Raw genomic sequence first — 23,478 nt, forward strand, 5'->3', positions numbered from 1 at the left:
AACATTCTTGGCAATGTTTTTTATCGTGTCATTCCCAGAAAGGCTAAACCCATGGCTGCTGGCTTTAGCATGGGCACCGTTGCTGATATCACTGGTGCTAATGCTTCCAGTGGTCAGGCTGTTTTTATCTGCCGGCGCGGTGCTGGCAATGATGCCTCCGGTCAGCGTTGTTTTGTCTTTAACAATGATATTAAAGCCGCCATCACCCGCTTTGATGCCCGATTGCTCCACAACACTATGATAATCGCTAGAGGATTTATCCCTTTTGGAAAGAGGCGCTCATAGAGCTCCCACCTATTTACTAAGGAAATTAAACGTGTGTAACATCAAACATATCATCATACAGCCTGCTAAAGATGAGAGCTTTGTTTTTTACCATTGGCTATGAAAGAAAATCCTTTGAGGACTATTTCAATCAACTTATCAAAAATAATATTAAACTTTTGTATGATATTCGTAAAAATCCAATAAGCAGAAAATACGGATTTTCAAAAAGACAATTAGAGAAAGTTGTAAACAACATTGATATTGAATATATGGCATATGCCTGAACTTGGAATTGCCTCTGAAAAACGAAGAAATTTGAAAACACAAAAGATTATGATCGCCTTTTTGAAGATTATCAAAATACAACTCTCAAGGATAATTCTTGTGCAATAAACAAATTATATCAAATTTTTTTAAACAAAAAGCGCGTTGCAATCACCTGTTTTGAAGCTAATGTATGCATGTGTCATAGAGGACAACTCGCATTAGCTCTCATTCCATTGCCTGATTGGAAATATGAAATTAAGCACATCTAAAAAAATAAATTTGCATATTTTTAAAAAATGGGAGTGCCCATATGCCTCCCAGCCCCCTACCCATTCCTAATAACTTTTAAGTGATGCATGATTCACGCTACGGGTGAATTCTGCGCAAATCAAGGAAAAGAAATATGAACTGACTGATGAAACAATTGAGGTTGGTGGATACATTACACTTTACTGCATCCGTGCTTTGAGAGACTTTGGAGATGTAAAGGCAGGTGATCTTGGCGCTTTTATACAAAAAGAAGACAATCTAAGTCGATAGCAATTGCTGGATAAGTGATGATGCAAAAGTCTATGGTTATGCCAAAGTTTTTGGGGATGCACAAGTTTTCGGTGGTACATTTATTAGTGGAAAAGCTAAAATTTATGACAGTCCATTGATTTCCATCAGAGCAAATATACGCTGGCTATTAAACAAGCGCAAAATGGCATCTCCAAGAAAATAAACAGACTTACAAAAGGCTCTTTCGATTGGTTATTGCATCAGTATTTACAAAGCATGCAATGGCATAATCAATTAGAAACTACTAAAAAATTAAGTATAGAATTCTGAACAATGTTTCTAAAAATATTGCTGATCGTGCACATAAAAGCATAGAAAAACACCACATCCTTGACGCCGTAGACAGAAGGCGAGCTACTCTCGCAGCGGCAAAATATTTTTTGACCTCTTTAAACAATCTCTTTAATTGGACGGTTGATAATGCCCTTTTAAATAGAAATCCTGCCTTTAATATAAAAGCACCAAAATCTTTAAACAGTGGGGGATTGCTGCCATAGCTAGAAGAGGACATAGACAAATATTATCACCATTGGTCACACGGTACACATGAACGCGTCTGGATTGATGTTCTTCTTTCACAGGCTTGCGTGCGCGCGCCGTGATGACACCGTTCGTATCAGCTGGAAAGACGTCAAAGATAATATCATTTATCTCAAAACAGAAAAGAGCCAATTTAAAACAGATGTTTTTCTTCCTATTTTACCAAAACTAGAGGAAACCCTTAAAATTGGTCCCATAGGTGATGAAACATTCATTTGTGGTAAAGGTGGAAATAAGCTTGTCAAAGAAAGTTTTGGCAACCTCTTTCGTGAAGCATGTAATGCGGCGGGTATTAAAAAATCAGCGCACGGATTGCGAAAATTAGCAGCAACACGTGCAGCCAATGCTGGTGCGACAGTTTCGCAAATGAAAGCGCTTTTTGGCTGGACCGAAGATAAAATGGCATCCCTTTGTACCAAAACAGCCGATAGAAAACGACTTGCAATAGAAGCAATCAAAAAGCTACAAAAAAGCTAGAGCAACGGGCGGAAGCTAAAAAACAAACCAAAGCACCATCAAAATTATTAACGAAGTCAAAGCGGCGTTTGAGGTGTATCAGAAACAAGAAGAGAAATAGGTGGTTGTGCCTGTTGCTTTGTTTGCCATAAATTATAGTTTGTTTGCATATCCAACCAAAATTTTGCTTTACTAAAACCAGCTAATTCTAATTTCACTGCAAGTTCGGTACTTATAGAAGCATGTCCGTTAATCACTCTTGATAAAGAAGCTCTTGTCATATGGAGATGATCAGCTAATTTTTGTATTGTTATCCCCATTTCTTCTAAGAAAGCTACTTTCAGAACTTCACCGGGATGTGCGGGGTTATGCGTCATTTTTTTCATTCCTCTCATCAATGGTAATCTTGATAATCAACAAGCTCCACATCTGTTCCTATAAAGCGAAAAGTAACACGCCAATTTCCATTCATCCATATATAATAGTACCCTGTAAGAGCACCTTTAAGAGGGTGGATTTTAAAGGCAGGCGCTCTCAACATTTCAGGCGTAGTAGCACTTGTTAAAGCCGTTAAGATAACGCGTAATTTTTTAAGTGATCTGATCAAATAGCCTTTGTGGAACCTGTTGTATAAAATAATTTTAAGCCCTTATATTTAAAACTAACAATTGCCATTACCGCCCCTTATCGTATATCGTTGCTATACGGTTAATAACAATAAGAGTCAAGCCCATGTTAGAAATATCTAATTCTATATCTGGAAAAAATGGATGGGAATAAGTGATAAAAAAGCTTCAAAAAGGTTAGGGATAGACACCCAAAAAAACATAACAGAATCAATGATTATAAAATCCCTTACTCTTGTAATAAATTATTGATTTTAATTGCCTTTTTTACACTCTTTTAGTGGTGCAAAACTATAACGATGTAATCCTATAACTGGTCCATATTTATCAAGAGCTGTACGATGCGCTAGCGTTGCATAACCTACATGCTTCTCTAAACCATACCCTTTATAAACTTGTCCTGCACATTCCATCATCTGGTCACGCGTTACTTTCGCAATAATGGATGCGGCTGCAATTGAAACCGAACGCTGATCGCCCTTAATCAACGCCATTGCAGGACAGGACAACTCAGAAGGAATATCACGCCCATCAACAAGGACATAGTGGACTGGAATGACTAATCCTATAATACAGCGACGCATTGCTTCTAAAGTTGCTTTTCTAATATTGGATTGATCAATTGTACGAGCACAAAGACTGGCGACTGAAACCGCTAATGCACTTTGCAAAATTTCATGATAAAGTCTATTTCGTTGGAGAAAAGAAAGTTTTTTTGAATCATTTAACCCATTAGGAATACAATCTTTATCCAAGATAACCGCTGCTGTTACCACAGGTCCAGCGAGAGGCCCCCGTCCTACTTCATCAACACCTGCTATATGACAAAAACCCTGTTTTTGCAAATCCAATTCGCACGAAAAATTTGGTTGAAGCGGCAAATTAAACATCTTTGATACATCACAAATACAACAAACATACATCTATTTCTGTAGCCTGATCATTTTTTGCAAGCATTACAGTTTTAAATGGCTCTTCAAACATTCCACGAATTCTTGCACAAAAAATAAAAAACACATTTCTTTGGTTACCCTCTTTCATTATGTATAATAAAATCATGATGAAATAAAAGCTTTTATATTTATTTATCAAATATTTCCTAAAGTCATGATAGGTTTTACAAACCAATTTGGGTGCATTGATTTGATAAAAAGAGCTGCTTGTTGCGCCGTTTGTTTATTTTTAAAAATGCCAAAGCAAGTTGCTCCCGTTCCAGACATACGGGAAAAAAGAGCCCCACATTCATCTAATATAGATAACACTTCAGCTAACTGAGGTGCTATTTTTAATGCAGGAGAAAAAAGATCATTACGCGTTTCTTGTAAAGCTTCAACCAATAAATCAACATTTTTTAAAGCCTCTGTATTAATTTTTAAAGAAGGATTATGACGCTTCTCTAACGCTTTAAAAACAGCTTGTGTTGAAATCTCTTGTCCATGATTAACCAATACCATTGCTAATGAACAAGCTTCTTTTAGTCGTATCATCTCTTGACCAATTCCTTTAACCAAAAGCGGCTGCTGATATTCTAATGCACAAAGGCACATGGGAACATCAGCACCAAGAACTAAGCTCTTTTTTGCTAATTCTTCGTAAGGACAATCAAGATTCCACTGTTGACGCAACATGCTGATAACCCCAGCTGCATCACCTGAGCCGCCACCAATGCCTGAAGCAACAGGTAATGTTTTTACAAGCCGAAAAAAAGCAGGTTGAGCACATTCCGGAAAAGTCTTATGCATAAAGTCCCGTGCGCGAATAACCAAATTGTCTAAATGGGAAACAAGTCCTTTTGCAAACCACCCCGTCAAAACAAACTGATTATTTTCACAAGGTGCATAGTGTAGACAATCACCACTAAGACTAAAATAAACCAAACTTTCTATTAAATGATACCCATCAGCACGTTGCCCCACAACATGTAAAGCTAAATTCAATTTAATAGGTGTAAATAAATAGGAATGTCTTTGGAACGAAGTTTGTACATTTGATATCATATGACCTAATATTCACTTACATAGGGTTCTTTTAAAAATTCCCCCCTTTTACCCATACTTTTAGCACGAGCCCTATAAACAGCTTGGAATATTCTTAATCGTTTTCTAAAAAAACAATAAATATAAAGAGTTCTCATACAAAATAAATGACATGTTCTCATTCGTATCATTGCAAGCCTTTTTCCTTCTAGCATCTGTTTTTAGATAAAATCTCTCTGGCTTGAATGATCCTTTCCATCACAAACCATAACGCTGCCAAAGAGCTCGCTCTTCTGCTGCCATCAATGCACTATCAACGACTGTATAAACCGTATGTGCCGTCACTCCTGAAGGCGTTTTAGGTCCTAAAAAACTTTTTGGAGGCATAATAAGTCGAAGTTTTGCATCATTACCAAAGCGCTCCTTAATAACAGAACGTACATCATTCAATCCATCAACCAGACCAAGCCCAACGCTTTGTTTTCCACTCCAAAACATTCCTGTAAAGAGATTCGAATCATCTGATAATTTTTCAGCACGCCGTTCTTTAACCAAATCGATAAAAGTTTGATGCACTTCAAGTTGGAGAGATTTCAAATGCTCAATATCCGCCTTTTTTTCTGGCTGAAATGGATCTAATGTAACTTTGTTCTTTCCTGCTGTGTAGACACGCCGTTCGATACCAATTTTCTTCAAAAGTTCCGGAAAACCAAAGGAAGCTGAAACCACTCCAATGGAACCAACAATTGAAGAAGGATCTGCAAAAATTTCATCCCCTGCACAAGCAATCATATAACCACCAGATGCTGCAATATCTTCAATAAACACAAGAACCTTTTTATTTTTTTCTTCTGCCAAGTCACGAATGCGCTTGAAGATAAAACGCGATTGTACAGGTGAACCACCAGGAGAATTAATAATAAGTGCAACAACCGGTGACTTTTTGTGTGCGAAAGCCTTCTCTAAAAGATTTGCACACCTACTGAGGGAAAGGGTACGAGATATAGATGCTGATGAATCCATAATTGCTCCTTGAAGGCGCACCACAGGAATTTCAAGTTTATCGGAAGAAAAACGGCGTGGAATAAAACTTTTAATAAAATCCATCAAAACAAAATCTCCTTATAAATTAAGAACAATTAAATAGGCAAGGACAACAAAAAGGAAGAACGCGATAACATCCAAAAGCGCCAATCAATCCCCACATTACAAGCAGAAATATAATTTCACCCAAAGTCAAACCTCCCTAACAACAAAGTGTAGACTTTAAATAATAAACTAAAAAACACAAGATACTATTAGAAAAGTTCCCACAAGCTTATATATCCATTATTAATTGCATCAACTCGGGGTGAAAAAGTATGGTCATTACCTTCATGTATAACCAATGCCGGTAAAATAGATAAAGCTGCTCGGCTTCCTCGTTTTGCGTAAAATAAAAGACGAATTGCTGCTGTTTTCGCACGAGCATGCACAGGAATTATACAAATACCACCAAAACGCCCTTCTAAAGCACGCAAGATATCTGACAGCGATTGTGGACGCGCAATGAGCCCTAAGTATCCACCTGGCTTAACAATAGCTGCTGCACTCCGCAACCAGTTATCAAACATTGCTTCAGACATAACATGTGCTTCAGATTTTTGTTTATCAGGTGTCTTACGATCGGTGGGATTATTAAAAGGCGGATTCATAATCGCAAAATCAAAGCTATTATCTATCAAACCTGCTTTTATACGGGCAATCCCTTTGAAGGTAACATCTGCTTCTAGCAAACAAATTCGGCTAGCAAATTGTTTATTTTGTTTTAGCATAAGCGTTTTTTGAGCGTAAGATACCATAAAAGCTGAACGTTCAACTAAGGTAACATGAACTTTCAGACAACGCGAAGCAACAGCCAAACCCGCAGCTCCAGCACCTGCACCTAAATCAACAACCTTGCCCTTTAAATCACTTGGAACCAAACTAGCTAATAACATCGCATCCATTCCAGAACGATGACCATATTTATGGGGTTGAACCAAATAAAATTTCCCGCGGTGAAAACTGTCAATTGTTTCACCACTCTGATTCGCTGCTTTATCCATTTAAAAGCCTAATGCTCACCTTTATAAACTGCATTTTTGCCATTCAGCTGCTATTTTAAATTTTTTATTATTTCATAACAATAAAATTACACTCGCTAAAGAACATTTCTTGCCAATAACATTCCAAGCTAACACTTTTAAACGACATCAAAAGCTTGAGTCAAAACCAAACCCCCTTTATGCTAATGAATAAAGTAAATTTTATATATGTCCATTGCAATACTCTAGGAGTAAACACATTGAGTGCAGCTATCAAACCAAAACAAATAAGAAATAATCAAATTTCTCTTCAATCTCTTGTCAATCTTACTCAAAAAGATATGGATTGCGTAAATCAATTTATTCTCTCTATGGCAAAATCAGAGGTTGAGATGATTCCTGAAATTTCTAACCATCTTATTTCATCAGGTGGAAAGCGATTACGCCCAATGATTACGCTCGCTTCTGCTCATATGTTCGGTTATCAAAGTGACGGGCATATAAAACTCGCAACAGCTGTTGAATTTATGCATACAGCAACATTACTACACGATGATGTGATTGATGAAAGTAATTTACGACGTGGAAAATCTACAGCACGGATGATTTGGGGGAATCAAGCAAGTGTACTTGTTGGTGATTTCCTATTGGGCCAGGCCTTTAAAATGATGGTCGATGTCGGTTCCATAGAAGCGCTCTCTGTCCTAGCCAACGCTGCTGCAATTATTGCTGAAGGAGAAGTTATGCAACTTTCTGCCGCAAAAAATATAAAAACCAGCCCTTCAGAATATCTCAAAATCATCAATGCAAAAACAGCAGCACTTTTTTCAGCAGCCGCTGAAGTAGGACCCATTATTGCTGGCTATGGAAATAAAGAGCGTTCTTCATTACGTGAATATGGAACATCCTTAGGTTTAGCTTTCCAATTAATTGATGATGCACTTGACTATAGCGGTAGTGCTCAAAACTTAGGAAAAAATATAGGGGATGATTTTAGAGAAGGAAAAATCACAATGCCTGTTATTCTGGCATATGAGCGTGGGAATATGGTAGAAAAAGATTTCTGGAAAAAAGCGCTTGAAGATGGCAATAATAATGATGAATCCTTCGCACACGCGCAACACTTAATGGAAAAGTATGATAGTATCACAGATACAATAGAACAAGCACGCATCTATGGAAAATATGCAATTGATGCTCTTGTTCCCATGAATGAAAATCTTGCTTATAATGCTCTCGTTGAGACTGTTGAATTTTGTATTGCGCGCGTAAACTGAATTCTTTGCAAGAATCGCAGTATTTCTCAACACAGTAATGAGATATGATCTATAAACAACACCATCAATTGATTATCTTGAAAAGGATTAGCTCCATGTGCTCTGCAACGGTATCTCGACTTTTTGCCCTCTTTATCGTGGGTATCATGCTGATGCCATCCCTCACCTACAGTAAAATAAGTGCAGCAACTCATACAAGCTCATTTACAGGTGCTTATTTAGCTGGAAGGGTTGCAAATCATGAAAATAAAACAGAACTTGCTATCAATTATTTTAAACAAGCACTGGTTTATCAACCTGATAACATTGAAACACAAAAAGAGCTCCTTGAAGCTATGCTCTCGGTCGGAAACTTTAAAGAAGCTGTCCAACAAGCCCAAAAACTCAAAGAGAACGATGTTATAACTCCCTTTGTTTCCTTAACTTTGTCAGTAGAAAGTCTCATCAAAAAAGATTATAAGAATGCCAAGGCTCTTCTGAAATTAAAGGAACTTCCTACGTCCAATAATCCAATACCTGAACTCATCGGCGCTTGGATTACATTTGGATCTGGACAAAAATCTCAGGCAATCGATGATCTTAAGAAACTCAAAGGTCCTGTCTGGTATGATCTTTTTATATCTTATCATCTAGCACTTATGAGCGACCTTGCAGAACGGCCAAAGGATGCAAAAAAATATTTCATTAAAGCACTGAGTAACAAACAGGGAACTCTTATCGCTCCTAATACTTATGAGCGTATTATCATAGCCTATGCCTCATTCCAATTGCGCCATAATATGCGCAACCAAGCTCTTCAAACAATCCAGCATGGCGAACAAATGTTGTCAGGTCGAGAAGTCCTTAAAAACTTTCAAGAAAAAATTGAAAAAAATTCTTTCTTAGAGAGAGTTATTAAAACACCTCAACAAGGAGCAGCCGAGGTATTATATAATTTTGGAACAGCCCTCAACTACAAAAACTCGGGGCGAATTGCACGTATTTTTAAGCAATTATCTTTCGCATTATACCCTCAAAATGACGCAACACTGTTTCAGCTCGCACACATTTCTGCTAAATTGAACGATCCACATCAAGCAATTAAACTTTATCGCGCTTTATCCCCTAAATCTCCTTATTATAAAGATGGACAACTTCATCTTGCATTCCTTCTTGCCAATAACAACAATTACAAAGAAGCAATAAAATTACTCACATTGTTAAATAAAAAATTTCCCAATGATCGTAATATTTTGATAACGCTCGTTGCTTTTTATATGCAGGATAATAAATTTCTTGAGGCCATTAAAACTCTAGACTACGCTATTACAAAGATAAAAAACTTTCAGCAGGACGATTGGAAACTCTTTTATCAGCGTGGTATTGCTTTTGAACGTTTAAAGCAATGGCCAAAAGCAGAACTTGACTTGCGAAAATCACTTGAATTTTTCCCAAATCAACCGCAGGTTCTTAATTATTTAGCCTATTCCCTTGTGGAACGTGGTGAGAAGCTTGAAGAATCGCTCCGTATGCTACAAAAAGCCTCTGCTTTACAAGCTCACAACAGTCATATTCTCGATTCTTTAGGGTGGGCTTATTATAAACTAAAAGAATATAATAAAGCAGTGCAAATATTAGAAAATGCTGTCAGATTACAACCTGAGGACCCAACACTAAATGATCATTTAGGGGATGCCTATTGGAAAGTTGGGCGTAAACGTGAAGCAATCTTTCAATGGAACCACGCAATTGACGGAAAACCAGAAAATTCTGAACAAATTCAAGAAAAGTTGAAATTTGGTTTGCAATAAACGATGCTTAACCATAAACCACATGAAATAATAAATAGAGAAACTAAAATTACTTTGTTTTTTGTTTAGTTCAATATAAAGAGTATAAAGCGTGAAACTGCCTGAACATCTTAACCCCAAACGTTCTTTTCAGGGACTAATCTTAACTTTGCAAAATTATTGGGCACACTATGGGTGTGCAATTTTGCAACCTTACGATATGGAAGTCGGAGCTGGGACTTTTCATCCAGCAACAACATTACGCTCTCTAGGACCACGCCCTTGGAAAGTTGCTTATGTCCAACCCTCTCGACGTCCAACAGATGGCCGATATGGTAAGAATCCAAATCGTTTACAACACTATTATCAATTCCAAGTGCTTCTCAAACCCTCTCCGCTCAATCTACAAGAACTTTATATAAAGTCGCTACAAGCTATCGGGCTTGATACAAAACTGCATGATATTCGCTTTGTTGAAGATGATTGGGAAAGTCCCACTCTTGGTGCTTGGGGGCTTGGATGGGAATGTTGGTGCGATGGAATGGAAGTCTCTCAATTTACTTATTTTCAACAAGTGTGCGGCATTGAATGCACTCCTGTTTCAGGGGAACTCACATACGGTCTTGAGCGTCTAGCGATGTATATCCAAGGGGTTGATAACGTCTATGACCTTAACTTTAATGGTTTGGAGGGAGAAAACAAAATAAGTTATAGAGATATTTTTTTACAAGCAGAACAGGAATACTCATATTATAACTTCGAATTTGCTGATACAAAACTGCTCCATCAGCACTTTATCGATGCAGAACGCGAATGCAGCGCACTTCTTGATGCTGGAAAACCAAATAAAGAAAATGTATTCCATCGCTGTGTTTTTCCTGCCTATGATCAATGTATTAAAGCGAGCCATATCTTTAATCTTTTGCAAGCACGTGGCGTTATTTCTGTAACCGAACGACAAAATTACATTCTTCGCGTTCGTAATCTTGCGCGCCGTTGTGGGGAAGCCTTCTTACTCACAGAAGCTGGACAAATATATACTGGAGAAGCCTAATGTCTGATCTTCTTCTTGAACTTTTCAGTGAAGAAATCCCCGCACGTATGCAACGAAAAGCTGCTGCTGATCTTAAGAAATCTGTTACAGATCAACTTGTGAATGCTGGATTGATCTATGAAGCTGCTCGTGAATATTGGACACCTCGTCGGCTAACATTGGACATACGCGGACTTTCCACACGCTCCAAAGATGTCCATGAAGAACGCAAAGGTCCCAGTATAAAATCACCACAGCATGTAATTGATGGTTTTCTACGTGCAACAGGATTAAATGATGTTTCTGAAGCGCATATTGGACATGATGATAAAAAAGGTCATTTTTATATTGCTAAAATTGTTAAAAAAGGTCGAGCTGCAGAAGAAATTATTGCCGATATTTTACCGGATATTATCCGCAACTTTCCATGGCCGAAATCTATGCGTTGGGGAAAAGATTCAGCACAAAGTGGTACTTTGAAGTGGATTAGACCTTTACAAAACATTCTTTGCATCTTCGGACCAGAAATTGGTGAAACACATGTTATTCCGTTTACAATTGGTTCTCTTAAAAGCAATAATTTAACTTATGGTCATCGTTTCTTAAGTGATGGAGAGCCATTTCAAGTGCGCCGCTTTGATGACTATGTTACTCAACTTGAAACCCATAAAGTCATTCTGGATGCCGAAAGACGAAAGAATATTATTTTAGCTGATGCCCAAAATCTCTGCTTTGCAAACGGTTTAGAATTGGTTCAAGATAATCCCCTCCTAGAAGAAGTTGCTGGTCTTGTTGAATGGCCTGTTATCCTGATGGGTGATTTTGACAAATCATTCCTTGATATTCCTCCAGAAATTATTCGTTTGACCATTAGAGCCAATCAAAAATGTTTTGTCACCCGTAAACAAGGAGAAAAAGTAAAACTTTCTCATCATTTTATTCTCGTTTCTAATATTCTTGCAAATGATGAAGGCAAAGAAATTTCGAAAGGAAATAGTAAGGTTGTCCGTGCCCGTCTTTCTGATGCACTTCATTTTTGGCAAACCGATCAGCGTGATTTGCCTGATCTTCAACAATTGGAATCTTCTATAAAAAAATTTCAACTTGATATAAAAAAACCTCTCGATCAAAGAATGGCGCGACTTGATCATTTGAATGTAACTTTTCATGCTAAATTAGGTACACAAGGAGCAAGGGTAGAACGCATTGCTGCACTCGCACAAGAAATTGCCCCTTTGATACAAACAGATCCTCTTTTAGCAAAACGTGCAGCCATCCTTGCAAAAGCTGATTTGCAAACAGAAATTGTCGGAGAATTTCCTGAACTACAAGGTGTTATGGGGCAAAAATACGCCCTTCTTCAAGGGGAAGATCCTCGCGTAGCTGTAGCAATCGAAGACCATTATAGACCTCAAGGACCAACAGATCGTCTTCCACAAGAACCACTTGCTATAACCGTTATGCTCTCCGACAAAATTGACATGCTCGTTGGCTTTTGGCTCATTAATGAAAAACCAACGGGCTCAAAAGATCCCTATGCGTTAAGACGAGCAGCATTGGGAATTATTAGGCTTGTACTTTCGCGAGATTGGAAAATCAATCTTATGCCGCTGTTCCAGTTAGCAACGAATCTTTTCTTACAACAAAAAAATAAATATGAAATCTCTCAAAGAGAAAATTCACAATTGCAGAATCTGATTCCAGAAAAAACAGAATATATTTTATCAGATCTGTTATTCTTTTTTCATGACCGTCTGAAAATCTATCTAAAAGAGGAAGGCGCTCGTTACGATGCCCTTGAAGCCGTTTTAAATAAAGATTCTGATGATTTTTTATTGGTTGCACGTCGTGTCGAATCCCTTATCGCTTTTATCAACACCCATGATGGAATGAACTTTGTAGCCTCTGTAAAACGTACTGCCAATATTCTTGAAAATGAATTTCAAAAAAGCACAACAATAGCGAATGTAATTAATCCTGAGCTCTTTGTCGAGAAAGAAGAAAAGCAGCTCTATCATGCAATCTGTGAAGTAGAAAGAAAGGTTCTTGCTCCCATCAATGCAACAAATTTATCATTTGCACTCAGTGTGCTAGCGCCACTTGGAAAATTGATTGATATATTTTTTGAAAAAGTATTGGTGAATGATAAAAAACCTGATGTTCGTGCTAACCGTCTTGCTCTTCTCAAACGCACTCACATTGTTACACAATCGGTTGCAGACTTCTCAAAACTTGTCATTTAAAATCAAAATACCCTATTAACTGATAAAAATAATGAAGATAGTTTTTTCTTTTTTATGACTTTTATTAATTAATATTGAGAAAATTATGCAACCAAAGAGACTGTTCTTTATCTCTCAAATATCATTAATTAAGATATGTTTTCATTTTGATAAATGATTCTTTCTCAAGAGACTCTTTGATAAGTTCATCTGCCTTATTAGAATCTATTTCCCTTGCAATAAGGGTACGTGCTGTAGAAATTGCCAAATCAATCGCTGATGAAGAAACCATGCGTATTGCATCCGCTTCTGCTTGGGCAATTTTTTGTTCTGCCAATTTATTGCGGTTTTTTACATATTCTTCTGCTTTTGCACGGGCCTCAGCAATAACAGATTCAACTTCATGCTTTGCTGCTGCAATAATTTCTTGCGCATCTTTTTCTGCTTCTGCATGTTTGCGTTGATATTCAGCCAATATTTCCTGTGCCTCTTCACGAAAACGCAGAGCCTCATCCAGTTCATCTTTGATACGTTTCGCACGCGCATCAAGATGGCGTATAACCCTCTGTGGAATTTGGAAATAGACTAAAAGAGCCAAAAAAAGAACTAACCCAACAAATGCCCAAAAAGTATCAGTCATCTTTGTCTTCCTCAATAATCCGCAGTTTTAACAACTGAACGAACAGCCTCTTTGCTGATATCAACGTCAATCAATTTTTTCACAATTTCAAGAGCTACTTCTTCAGCGATAGAACCAACATTTTGCATCGCTTTATCCCGAATTTTTGTTATCTGTTTTTCAGCATCTGCGAGTTTTTTCTCTAGACTCTCTTCAATTTCTTTCCGTTTAAGCTCTGCCTTTTCTTTTAATTCTTCACTAGCTACCTGCGCTATAGCCTGCGCGTTCAAACGCGCTTCTGCTAATTTCCGCTCATAAGTTCCAACAACAATGTCTGCTTCTTGCTTCATGCGCATTGCCTGATCTAAATCAGATGCGATTCGATCTCGCCGTGTTTCAATAACACCGCCAATACGTGGTACAATTACACGGGAGATAAAAAGATAAAAAAGTCCGAAAGAAATTGCCAACCAGAAAAAATGCGAACCAAAATGCACAAAATCAAAAGGCGGAAACACACGATTTGCATGCTCTGCCACCTTTTTAATATGTTCTATCGACGTTTCAGTGTTCTGTGCATAAGCGCTTGAAACAAACATCTTTTTTCATCCTTTAAATAGCTTATTAAAGCACTCTATAACCGATGATAACTGACAAACACCTTTCTGGCATCTCTCTTGTTAAGAGCTAAAAGGGTAAATCTTTCCTCATGAAAGAACAGACATACCCTTTTGATGATGATTAAACCCCAAAAAGAAGTAATAAAGCAATGAGCAATGAAAAAATTCCCAAAGCTTCTGTTACAGCAAAACCAAAGACGAGACGTCCAAACTGACTATCTGCTGCTGATGGATTTCGTAATGCACCAGAAAGATAGCTACCAAAAATATTACCAAGTCCTAAAGCTGTTCCAGCCATACCAAAGCAAGCAAGACCAGCGCCAATATATTTTGCTGCAAGCACCATTTCCATGTTATTCTCCTTTAAAGCGAAATTGCATTATTCGACGGAAAACCGCCAGTTCTATTAATGTCCTGGATGAATTGCATCATTAAGATACATACAAGTTAAAACCGTAAAGACGTAAGCCTGAAGAAATGCGACCAAAAACTCAAGAGCAGTAATTGCTACAGTCATAATAAGCGGTAAAATCGAACCACCCACACCTACGAGTCCTACCCCAATCATTGAAACAACAAATCCAGAAAACACTTTAAGCGTAATATGACCAGCAAGCATATTCGCAAAAAGACGAAGAGAAAGACTAATTGGACGGGAGAGAAAAGAAATAACCTCAATCATTGTCACCAGAGGTAAAACCACAACAGGAACTCCACTGGGAACGAACAATTTCAAAAAACTGACCCCATGCTTATAAAAGCCATAACCAATCACCGTCAAAATTACCACCATTGCTAACGAAAACGTGATCATGATTTGAGACGTAACCGTATAAAAATAAGGAAAGAGACCAATAAAGTTAGCAACCAAAATAAAAGTAAACAGAGAAAAAACTAAAGGAAAAAACTGCATTCCCTGCACACCAGATGATTCCCGCAGAGTCGATGCTACAAATTCATATGCCATTTCCGAAAGAGACTGCATCCGCGTTGGAACCAATCCACGACTCGATGATGAAATAAAGAGAAAAATAGAAGTTACAACAACCGTGAGGACTGTAAACAATGATACATTTGTAAACGATAAATCCATATTTCCTATGGAAATCTTAATCAGCCTTAAAACCTCAAACTGATGAATAGGATCTGGAGCGTGCGCTGTCACTTCAACCTCATTTATCGGACCTCTCATTGGCCCCTTTATTTTGTTTATCTTGGCGCAATACGCCTTTTTTTCCTAATTGACTGGAGGAAACATACCCCACAGACCGAAGAATACTCAATACACCAGCAGCAAATCCAAAGAAGAGAAAAAATACCAATCCCCACGGCCATGAACCTGCTAACTTATCAAACCCCACCCCCAAAACAATACCAACTATAATACTTGCCAGAAACTCACTGGAAAGCTTAATTGCACCTGCCATCCTTCCTTGTGATTTTTCCCGCTTATTCCTATGCTCCTGCTTCTTTAATGCTTGCTTGCGCACTAAAGCTACGCTTAAGTTCCTACTACGACATTCCAAATCCTCTGAATGAAGACACTCTCCTTGCTTTTCCTCTTCAGCCTCCTTACGGCTCATAACGGGTTTCTCGCCCATCGCCATCATTGGCTCCTTAATTAAAAAGCAACATAAGAATACATTTCATAAAACCGTGTGCATCATATTGTTCCCGAATTTATTCGTCAAGATACTAAAAGAAATCTATCACAAGTTATCGTATAAATTTTATTGTAGAAATAACGTATTTTTCAATTTACATGCTTTCTTAAAAAGATATTCCAAGCACCTAAACCGATTTCACGACAGCACCCGTGAATGTATAACGAAAAGTTCACGTGAATAATATAAAACTCATAGAACAACCATTTTTACGCTTAACAAAAGGTGTAAACTAATACCATCTTATTTTCCGACTCCCAATGTTATATCAGTCCTAGTTTTGAAAGAGAACATAGAAAGCTAAAAACAGTATGAGAGCGTTAATTTTCCCCTTTCATTCGAATAAACTTGCACTTTTTAGTTTATGGAAATGATAATAATCAATGGTTTCTATATGATCCTATTCGCAAAGTATTTTACATCCGCCATTACAGACCACATCACGAAATGAGCTTGAGGGTATTAAGAGAAGGTCCTTTAAATACAAAATATTAATAAATCCAAAATTTCAAATAGATTAAGCCAATAAAACACAATAAAATTTAAACACGATTACCATACTACTTTATACAATTTTAATCCACTTTTATGAATTTCGTTCTTTACAATTGAATATCCGTAGATTCAGCAAATATTTTTGCTTTTTATTCAGACAAACTACCGTAAGCAAAAGCGCTTATTCATAAGCTTTATTTTTATGAAACGATAATCTAATGCTGTTTTCAAACAAGCATCATAATTATATTCCCCTACCCTCATATTGCATCTATTCTTGCACTTAAATAACCCATTAAGAAGATTATGTACTCTTTCTTAAATACTCCCTATCACACTCTTCTCATGCCATGCAAATAAGTGATTATCAATAAAATTAAAACTTTAGCAAATAAAATTTTAATTTTATGAAAAGAAAGATCATTGAAAAAACTTATTTTTAAGATTCTTAAGTATAGATTTCATTCACTTAAAAAATTAAAGAGTTATCATTTCTTCTTAGAACGTGTCGCAAAAGGATTATCAGAGGCTCGTAATGATATGCGAATGGGTATACCAGACATATCAAATGTTTCACGTACCCCATTGACAAGGTAACGCAAATACGACTGAGGCATACTTTTGGGGCGCGAGCAGGAAATCATAAATCCAGGAGGACGTGTCTTAACCTGTGTGATGTATTTAACCTTAAGTCGACGTCCAGAAACCGCAGGAGGTGGATGATGTGCCACAACAGTTCCAAGCCATTGGTTCAATTTAGCCGTCGAAATGCGACGATTCCATACACGGTGCATCATCATGATATTTTCCATCAGTTTATCAATCCCTTGACCATATTGTCCTGATAAAGGAACAGCTCTCAAACCACGAACTTGAGGAAGAAATCGCGCACATTTTTCATGCAAATCAATCAATGTGGTCTGACTGTTTTCAATAAGGTCCCACTTATTGAAAGCAATAACTGGAACACGCCCTTCACGAATCACAAGATCAGCAATTTGTAAATCCTGCTTTTCAAAAGGTATCGTTGCATCAAAAACAATGACCACCACTTCTGCAAAACGAATAGCACGCAAAGTATCTGCAACAGATAGTTTTTCTAATTTTTCTTGAATTCTCGACTTTCGACGTAAACCTGCAGTATCAAAAAGTTTAATATGACGACCACGCCATTCCCAATCTACAGAAATAGAATCACGCGTGAGTCCTGCTTCTGGTCCTGTTAACAATCGCTCTTGTTTCAACATACTATTGATAAGAGTGGATTTTCCTGTATTGGGACGCCCCGCAATTGCAATCCTAATGGGCTTACTTTCATCGTAAATAAGCTCCTCTTCGTCCAAATCCTTTACATCATCACCAACAGATGTAGGTTGTATCATTCTATCTTCTTCTTTGTTGTTGCCAAAAACATGCTCTGACCCAACAGCATCTATAATTGCATCACGCAGATCACTAAGTCCCAAACCATGTTCAGCCGATATTGGGCATGGCTCCCCCAAACCTAATGACCACGCCTCATACTCTCCTCCTGTTGCCGCTCTTGACTCAGACTTATTGGCAACAAGCACAATTGGCTTTCCTGATTTGCGAACCAATGAAGAAAAATTTAAATCACTTGGTGTTATTCCGCTCTTTGCATCAAATACAAATAAAATAAGATCCGCTTCATCAATTGCAACTTTTGTATGAGAACGCATACGCCCCTCAAGTGTATGATCACCTGCTTCTTCCAGCCCAGCCGTATCAATCACATCAAAACGTAGATCTTGAAGTTTTGCCGCATGAATACGCCGATCACGTGTTACACCAGGCTTATCATCAACCAAAGCCAATTTTTGCCCAACCAAACGATTAAATAGCGTTGACTTCCCAACATTGGGACGACCAACGATAGCAATGGTAAGGCTCATCGATTTATTCCTTATTTGTCTTGCCCTCAGCTTGTATAAGCTCAAGCATCATTCGAGCCCGATCTGTTATTTTTAAACCCAAAGAACCTTCTTCAGAAATTTTCTTAAAATAATAAACCGCCTCATCCATTTTATCCGCCTTATAAGCAGCTAAGCCTAAAGCTTCTCTTGCAGACATACGCATAGGATCGGTATCACTTGCCATATCTTTAATGCGCTTTTCAACATCAGCTAATGTCCCTGTATCAACCAGAATATAAGCCGCCCGAATTTTTGCAACTTTCTGCAAAATCTGCGGTGCTTTCTCATCCGCTGCAACAGAATCAAAGATCTCCACTGACTTAATAATATCACCTTTCTCCATGAGTAAAGAAGCCTCACGTAAACGAGCAAGAAAAGGATATCCCCCAAAATGAGAGGTTTTAACAGTTTCTAATTGCTTTATCGCTTTATCAAAATCACGTGTATCCACAAGATCAAGACTCTTTACAAATGCATCACCAATATAACTAGCTTTCTTTATTTGTGTATGATGATAAACTTGATAAGCAACTATCATGAATATAAAAAGAATAGCTGCTCCAATAATTGAAAAACCATACCGTCTCCAAAAAGCAAGCGCCTTTTCCTGACGAAATTCTGCATTCACTTCAGCAATAAAACTATCATACGACATATATCATACCTTGAAAAAAGTTACTTCACCTGTGCTTTTACGCATAAATGGATAAAGATGGTAGCCCTAATTAACTAAAAATCTTTAAATTACTCGTTTATTTATTTTAAATCAACATGTAGCCAATTCAATCAGATTTTTGCAACAGTCTTAATCGAAAATGATGTAAGCACCCTGTTTGTTCACATTACAGCTTTTACATATTATGAAAAATTCACTGCCTTAATATTTATCATGATTGCCTATCATCTCAAGCGAACTTTCTCTCCATTATATAGAGGGATAATCTTTTAAAGTCTTCAACCGCAATCGTTGGTTGTATTGGATTATACAATTTATAATAGAAAAACCAATTCTTGAAAAAACTTGAATAAACAGTAAATTTCCATGAATATCTACTAAAACCAAATAGATAAATTTTTATCTGTATCCAAAATACCGAAGCGCCATGATTACAGTGTGGTATAATTCCAAATCTTCAGTTAAAGCTCTTTATATAAAGTATATCCCTTCAACTTATCTTCATACGATTAACAACCTTTTATAATTGATCCTTAAAGTTTCTAAAAATATCCTATTGTAAGGGCCAAACCCACATAAGCATTGGAACAGCAATAATAACGATCAACACCGCCAATGGAGCACCCAAACGTGGATAATCACTAAAACGATATCCTCCTGGCGCCATCACGAGCATATTACTTTGATGTCCAATAGGTGTAAGAAACTCACAGCCCGCACCAATTGCAACAGCCATCAAAAAAGCTTCAGGCTTATAATGAAGGGAATGAGCAAAACTTGACGCAATTGGTGCTACCATCATCACTGTTGCTGCATTATTCAAAAATGGCGTGACCAACATAGCTGTCACCAACATAAGCGCTAAAGCACCGGATGGCGGGAAAAATATTGCCAATTGGCTCAGCCATTGACCAATGAGATCAGTACATCCTGTTTTCTCTAACGCTTCACTCACTGGAATAAGAGCCGCTAATAGCACTAATATTGGGCCATCTAATGCCTGATACAGATCACGCGCGGGCAAAACACGAAAGATCACCATTGCAGCAGCAGCAGAAAAGAAAGAAAAAGCAACTGGAACAATATGAAAAGCTGTAAAAATAATTGCTATAAATAAAACAGCTAAAGAGATGAAACCATGTCGTAAATTTCCAAACACAATATTTCGTTTTGCTAGGGGCAAGCATTTCAATTCTCTTAATAAATTTGGAATAACTGCATCCTGTCCTTGCAAAACAATCACATCTCCAAGATGGAAAATAATATCATCAAGTCTTCCCCGCACCCTTTCATGTTGACGACTTAACGCAAGCAAATTTACATTATAGCGATCAAATAAAGAAAACTCTTTCGCACTAATACCGATAAGAGGTGAATTATGGGTAATGACTGCTTCAATAATATCAATATCACTGTCCTTATCACCTGCAACAATAGTTCGCCCCTTAGAAAACTCTAAACGAGCAGAGTTCATCACGCTATCTAACCCTGTATGTGATCCTTCCAGCAAAATAATATCATTTTCAGACAAAACAAAATCTGGTAATGGTGAAATAGATACTTTGTTTCTGATGATTTGAATCACCATAACATCACCACTTGATGGCTTAACCAAATCAACAATATTTTTTCCCACAATCGGTGAATTTATTGGAATATGTACTTCTGCAACATAATTACGAATATCAATGGCATCATCAAACGATACACCCGAACGCACACGCACAGGCAAAAGCCAATAAAAAAGAACCAAATATACAACACCAGCCGTCGCAACAACCGCACCAACTGGTGTAAAATCAAACATAGTAAAAGGTGTTCCTGCTAAACGTTCTTGCATCGCTGAAATAACAACATTGGGAGATGTTCCTATCTGTGTCATAAGCCCCCCCAACAAAGAACCAAAGGCCATGGGCATCAAAAAGACAGAAGGAGAAACCTGAGAACGACGTGCAAACTGAAAAGCTATCGGAAGCATAATCGCCAAAGCACCAATGTTTTTAACAAACATTGATAATACGACAACAGAAAGAACCAAAAAAGCTAATTGAAGACGCACCGATTTCACGTCTGGCCATATCCGTTGGATAATAAATTCCATTATACCAGAGCGAGATACAGCAGTACTGACAACAAACACACTCCCCACGATAATAACGATATCATTACTAAAACCGCTAAAAGCTTCCTTCGGACTGACAAGACCAAGGGCACAAGCTATTAATAAAGTACAAATAGCAACAAGATCATAACGAAATCGATCCCAAATAAAAACAACCATCATGAGACCAATGATCGAAAAAGCCATTATTTGATTTTCTGTCATAACACTTACCTCTCCCCATTAAATTATAATGAACAAGAACATATTTTTTATGTTTTAAATATTCCTATAAACAGCAGCAAGATAAAAGCAGACATCGAAATATTTTAGGATAATTTTAAAGTGATAAAAAATTATGATGCGCATAAACTTGCCTCTCCTTATTATGCGTGCTTTTCTATAAAGTGCTGAACCCAAAGAAAATTGATAAAAGTTGATAAAGCTATATTGTAAAAAAGATGAGAATAACTCTAATATAGAGAGTAGATAATTGTTGAAACTGGTACACGCTATATTTAAACCTTTGTCGTTGCTTAAAAGAATTTATCTTCACTCTCAATTCAAGAGTGGTAAAAATGAAAGAAGAAAGAATGGTCAATCTTAATAGTGGGTATCAAAGTAACCTCAGATATTGGCTCACTTGCATTATTGGATTTGTTGCTATCTTAGCAATTATAATTGTTGGTGGATTTTATATTGCAAAACCCTATCTTGACAGTTTTGTAAGAAAAGAAATAGCCCGTCATTCCATAAAAGCCGAAACATCTGAAGTAAGCATTCTAGGTAAAATCAATTTGAAGAATGTGACATTACCTGTTCCAGCTGGTACATCACTTAAAATTGGTGCCATTTCTGCCCGTCCTCCTCTTTCCTTTATTCCCGGAACTTTTACATTTTATAATGTTGATTTAAAGCATAATAATATTCACGTGCAAATTCCCCAAATTTCTCTTCGGAATGTATCCTTAAAAGAAAAGGATAGAACGATAACATCACGTCTTTTACAATCAATGATGCGTATTGAGCTTTCCTCAATTATTGCTCCCAATATACAACTTTCTATAGAAAATAAAAATAACCGAACAGAAACGGTTGAAATCAAGAATTTCCAGCTTTCTGATTTTAGAAATAACCATATCCATTCAGTTAGTATCAAAAATATGGATCTTAAAACGGTCGTAGCAAATGGTGCCAAACAGATGCAACTTATGGCTAAAAGTGATACAATAAAAGCCCATGATATCGATATCAACTATGCCTACTCTATCATTTTTGGAAAAAACAATGCTCTCAATCAAGGTAAAACCGTTACTGGCCCCATTTCTTTGAATAATATAAGTGTCGATATTTTTGAAGAGGCAGAAAAAAACAGCTCTTTCTTCCTTGGACAGTTTAAAACATCTGGTTTAAAGATGAAACCGCTTGAACAAACTCCTGAAAAATTAATCAAAGCTTATCTTAATGCAAGAAAAGAGAATAATAAAATCGCTGAAAAAGTAGCACAAAATGGTCTTCTTCTAAACATACTGCTCGCCATTACCTCAGCGGATGCCAAAGTTGATAATATCACCGTTGATATACCGCAGTTGAAAGCAACGCTCGAATCATTCCAATTCAAACCAAGTTTGTGGAAACAGCCTATCCCTAAAAAGCTTTTTCTTTCTCTCAATAACCTTTCCGTTTTACCTAAAAAAATGAATGAAAAAGACTTAAATTTGCTTAAAAAAATCAATCTTGAGCGCTTTAATGTTTCAGGAAAAATTGATATTTCTTACGATGAAAAAAAACGTATGCTCTTTCTTGATACAATGTCTTTCAATATGAAAAACGTTGGATCTGGGAACATATCTGCTAAGGTTATTGATGTTGATGAAAAGCTTTTTTCTGGTCAGAAAAATATAATGATTGCTGCGTCTCAAGACCTTGGCATCAATGAAATTAATATACAATATACGGATGCAGGTTTCATTGATAAGCTTTTTTCTTATCTTGCGCAAAACCTTAATGACAGCCAACATGATCTAAAAAAGGAACTTTATGACGATTTCTATCTAATGATGACGCAGACCCCAAAAATTCTTATAAAAAATCATGACGAAGCAGAAAAAATTTCAAAATCCTTAGGAGAATTTGCTAAAAATTCACAAACATTGATCGTTAAAATTAAAGCAAACGATAATAAAGGTCTCGCAATAGTTGATCTCGAATCTGCTCTACAAAATGATCTATCCAAGGCTTTAAGCAAAGTACATCTCACTATTAAAAATGAAACATCACCTTAAACATTTTGTGCTTTAAACATGATG

The 23,478-nt window shown here is 37.1% G+C and carries 20 protein-coding genes and 3 pseudogenes; 9 read left to right on the forward strand and 14 right to left on the reverse strand.

The window, feature by feature from the left end:
• From ACFINM_RS06485 to ACFINM_RS06500, 4 genes and pseudogenes are all read left to right on the forward strand, one after another.
• A partial coding sequence (locus ACFINM_RS06485) for a hypothetical protein (RefSeq protein WP_375640936.1) occupies positions 1–285 on the forward strand: 285 nt, incomplete at its 5' end.
• A 71-nt stretch (positions 286–356) separates the two neighbouring features.
• Positions 357–803, forward strand: a pseudogene (locus ACFINM_RS06490) (DUF488 family protein).
• 103 nt (positions 804–906) lie between these two features.
• Positions 907–1,074, forward strand: coding sequence for a hypothetical protein (locus ACFINM_RS06495; RefSeq protein ID WP_375621083.1), 168 nt, complete (start codon positions 907–909; stop codon positions 1,072–1,074).
• A gap of 135 nt (positions 1,075–1,209) precedes the next feature.
• Positions 1,210–2,112, forward strand: a pseudogene (locus ACFINM_RS06500) (tyrosine-type recombinase/integrase); the annotation flags it as partial.
• Positions 2,113–2,168: 56 nt separating this feature from the next.
• On the opposite strand, the gene ACFINM_RS06505 reads toward ACFINM_RS06500, so the two are convergent.
• From ACFINM_RS06505 to ACFINM_RS06530, 6 genes and pseudogenes are all read right to left on the reverse strand, one after another.
• Positions 2,169–2,468 (reverse strand): HigA family addiction module antitoxin, encoded by a 300-nt coding sequence (locus ACFINM_RS06505; RefSeq protein ID WP_375621084.1) that lies wholly within the window; start codon positions 2,466–2,468, stop codon positions 2,169–2,171.
• A 17-nt stretch (positions 2,469–2,485) separates the two neighbouring features.
• Positions 2,486–2,766, reverse strand: a pseudogene (locus ACFINM_RS06510) (type II toxin-antitoxin system RelE/ParE family toxin).
• A gap of 205 nt (positions 2,767–2,971) precedes the next feature.
• The gene (locus ACFINM_RS06515) at positions 2,972–3,607 is read right to left on the reverse strand and encodes a ribonuclease HII (protein WP_375640937.1); all 636 of its coding nucleotides are present in this window, start codon (positions 3,605–3,607) and stop codon (positions 2,972–2,974) included.
• Positions 3,608–3,805: 198 nt separating this feature from the next.
• Positions 3,806–4,714 carry a 4-(cytidine 5'-diphospho)-2-C-methyl-D-erythritol kinase gene (locus ACFINM_RS06520; RefSeq protein WP_375640938.1) on the reverse strand — a complete coding sequence of 303 codons (909 nt, stop codon included), beginning with the start codon at positions 4,712–4,714 and terminating at the stop codon, positions 3,806–3,808.
• A gap of 237 nt (positions 4,715–4,951) precedes the next feature.
• Positions 4,952–5,800, reverse strand: coding sequence for a S49 family peptidase (locus ACFINM_RS06525; protein ID WP_375612095.1), 849 nt, complete (start codon positions 5,798–5,800; stop codon positions 4,952–4,954).
• 191 nt (positions 5,801–5,991) lie between these two features.
• On the reverse strand, positions 5,992–6,780 hold the full coding sequence (locus tag ACFINM_RS06530; protein ID WP_375629548.1) for a tRNA1(Val) (adenine(37)-N6)-methyltransferase: 789 nt from the start codon (positions 6,778–6,780) through the stop codon (positions 5,992–5,994).
• Between the two features lie 179 nt (positions 6,781–6,959).
• On the opposite strand from ACFINM_RS06530, the gene ACFINM_RS06535 reads away from it, so the two are divergent.
• The 4 genes from ACFINM_RS06535 (at position 6,960) to glyS (ending at position 13,081) form a co-directional block, all read left to right on the forward strand.
• Complete coding sequence (locus ACFINM_RS06535) at positions 6,960–8,036, forward strand: polyprenyl synthetase family protein (RefSeq protein ID WP_375621088.1); 1,077 nt, start codon at positions 6,960–6,962, stop codon at positions 8,034–8,036.
• 95 nt (positions 8,037–8,131) lie between these two features.
• Positions 8,132–9,826 carry a tetratricopeptide repeat protein gene (locus ACFINM_RS06540; protein ID WP_375612092.1) on the forward strand — a complete coding sequence of 565 codons (1,695 nt, stop codon included), beginning with the start codon at positions 8,132–8,134 and terminating at the stop codon, positions 9,824–9,826.
• Positions 9,827–9,917: 91 nt separating this feature from the next.
• Entirely contained in the window at positions 9,918–10,859 is a 942-nt protein-coding gene (locus ACFINM_RS06545) for a glycine--tRNA ligase subunit alpha (RefSeq protein WP_375621090.1), read from the forward strand.
• On the forward strand, positions 10,859–13,081 hold the full coding sequence (gene glyS, locus ACFINM_RS06550; protein WP_375621091.1) for a glycine--tRNA ligase subunit beta: 2,223 nt from the start codon (positions 10,859–10,861) through the stop codon (positions 13,079–13,081). The genes ACFINM_RS06545 and glyS overlap by 1 nt, the downstream gene beginning before the upstream one ends.
• A gap of 124 nt (positions 13,082–13,205) precedes the next feature.
• Here the strand turns inward: glyS and ACFINM_RS06555 are convergent, their stop codons facing one another.
• From ACFINM_RS06555 to ACFINM_RS06590, 8 genes are all read right to left on the reverse strand, one after another.
• Positions 13,206–13,700, reverse strand: coding sequence for a F0F1 ATP synthase subunit B (locus ACFINM_RS06555; RefSeq protein ID WP_375629554.1), 495 nt, complete (start codon positions 13,698–13,700; stop codon positions 13,206–13,208).
• 11 nt (positions 13,701–13,711) lie between these two features.
• Positions 13,712–14,278: a F0F1 ATP synthase subunit B gene (locus ACFINM_RS06560; RefSeq protein ID WP_375621093.1), complete on the reverse strand. Its 567-nt coding sequence runs from the start codon at positions 14,276–14,278 to the stop codon at positions 13,712–13,714.
• Between the two features lie 142 nt (positions 14,279–14,420).
• A complete protein-coding gene (locus ACFINM_RS06565) occupies positions 14,421–14,651 on the reverse strand; it encodes a F0F1 ATP synthase subunit C (protein WP_005773968.1) in 231 nt (76 codons plus the stop codon).
• A 54-nt stretch (positions 14,652–14,705) separates the two neighbouring features.
• Entirely contained in the window at positions 14,706–15,464 is a 759-nt protein-coding gene (locus tag ACFINM_RS06570) for a F0F1 ATP synthase subunit A (RefSeq protein WP_375606478.1), read from the reverse strand.
• Between the two features lie 7 nt (positions 15,465–15,471).
• Entirely contained in the window at positions 15,472–15,906 is a 435-nt protein-coding gene (locus ACFINM_RS06575; RefSeq protein WP_375640939.1) for an AtpZ/AtpI family protein, read from the reverse strand.
• Positions 15,907–16,946: 1,040 nt separating this feature from the next.
• Complete coding sequence (gene der / locus ACFINM_RS06580) at positions 16,947–18,371, reverse strand: ribosome biogenesis GTPase Der (RefSeq protein ID WP_375640940.1); 1,425 nt, start codon at positions 18,369–18,371, stop codon at positions 16,947–16,949.
• Between the two features lie 4 nt (positions 18,372–18,375).
• Positions 18,376–19,047 (reverse strand): tetratricopeptide repeat protein, encoded by a 672-nt coding sequence (locus tag ACFINM_RS06585; RefSeq protein WP_375621095.1) that lies wholly within the window; start codon positions 19,045–19,047, stop codon positions 18,376–18,378.
• Positions 19,048–19,621: 574 nt separating this feature from the next.
• Positions 19,622–21,394, reverse strand: coding sequence for an SLC13 family permease (locus tag ACFINM_RS06590; RefSeq protein ID WP_375621096.1), 1,773 nt, complete (start codon positions 21,392–21,394; stop codon positions 19,622–19,624).
• A 353-nt stretch (positions 21,395–21,747) separates the two neighbouring features.
• Here ACFINM_RS06590 and ACFINM_RS06595 point away from each other — a divergent pair, with 353 nt between their 5' ends.
• Positions 21,748–23,454 (forward strand): hypothetical protein, encoded by a 1,707-nt coding sequence (locus ACFINM_RS06595; protein ID WP_375621097.1) that lies wholly within the window; start codon positions 21,748–21,750, stop codon positions 23,452–23,454.
• The last annotated feature ends 24 nt before the right edge of the window (positions 23,455–23,478 follow it).

Origin of the sequence: Bartonella sp. AA168HLJHH (genome assembly GCF_042197365.1) — a bacterium.
Classification (GTDB): domain Bacteria; phylum Pseudomonadota; class Alphaproteobacteria; order Rhizobiales; family Rhizobiaceae; genus Bartonella.

Coding starts and splice junctions, on each gene's coding strand:
- glyS (WP_375621091.1), top strand. CDS start 10,859: ATGTCTGATCTTCTTCTTGAACTTTTCAGTGAAGAAATCCCCGCACGT.
- ACFINM_RS06515 (WP_375640937.1), bottom strand. CDS start 3,607: ATGTTTAATTTGCCGCTTCAACCAAATTTTTCGTGCGAATTGGATTTG.
- ACFINM_RS06530 (WP_375629548.1), bottom strand. CDS start 6,780: ATGGATAAAGCAGCGAATCAGAGTGGTGAAACAATTGACAGTTTTCAC.
- ACFINM_RS06590 (WP_375621096.1), bottom strand. CDS start 21,394: ATGACAGAAAATCAAATAATGGCTTTTTCGATCATTGGTCTCATGATG.
- ACFINM_RS06565 (WP_005773968.1), bottom strand. CDS start 14,651: ATGGAAATGGTGCTTGCAGCAAAATATATTGGCGCTGGTCTTGCTTGC.
- ACFINM_RS06595 (WP_375621097.1), top strand. CDS start 21,748: ATGAAAGAAGAAAGAATGGTCAATCTTAATAGTGGGTATCAAAGTAAC.
- ACFINM_RS06505 (WP_375621084.1), bottom strand. CDS start 2,468: ATGACGCATAACCCCGCACATCCCGGTGAAGTTCTGAAAGTAGCTTTC.
- ACFINM_RS06540 (WP_375612092.1), top strand. CDS start 8,132: ATGTGCTCTGCAACGGTATCTCGACTTTTTGCCCTCTTTATCGTGGGT.
- ACFINM_RS06525 (WP_375612095.1), bottom strand. CDS start 5,800: ATGGATTTTATTAAAAGTTTTATTCCACGCCGTTTTTCTTCCGATAAA.
- der (WP_375640940.1), bottom strand. CDS start 18,371: ATGAGCCTTACCATTGCTATCGTTGGTCGTCCCAATGTTGGGAAGTCA.
- ACFINM_RS06575 (WP_375640939.1), bottom strand. CDS start 15,906: ATGGCGATGGGCGAGAAACCCGTTATGAGCCGTAAGGAGGCTGAAGAG.
- ACFINM_RS06560 (WP_375621093.1), bottom strand. CDS start 14,278: ATGTTTGTTTCAAGCGCTTATGCACAGAACACTGAAACGTCGATAGAA.
- ACFINM_RS06555 (WP_375629554.1), bottom strand. CDS start 13,700: ATGACTGATACTTTTTGGGCATTTGTTGGGTTAGTTCTTTTTTTGGCT.
- ACFINM_RS06520 (WP_375640938.1), bottom strand. CDS start 4,714: ATGATATCAAATGTACAAACTTCGTTCCAAAGACATTCCTATTTATTT.
- ACFINM_RS06535 (WP_375621088.1), top strand. CDS start 6,960: ATGCTAATGAATAAAGTAAATTTTATATATGTCCATTGCAATACTCTA.
- ACFINM_RS06585 (WP_375621095.1), bottom strand. CDS start 19,047: ATGTCGTATGATAGTTTTATTGCTGAAGTGAATGCAGAATTTCGTCAG.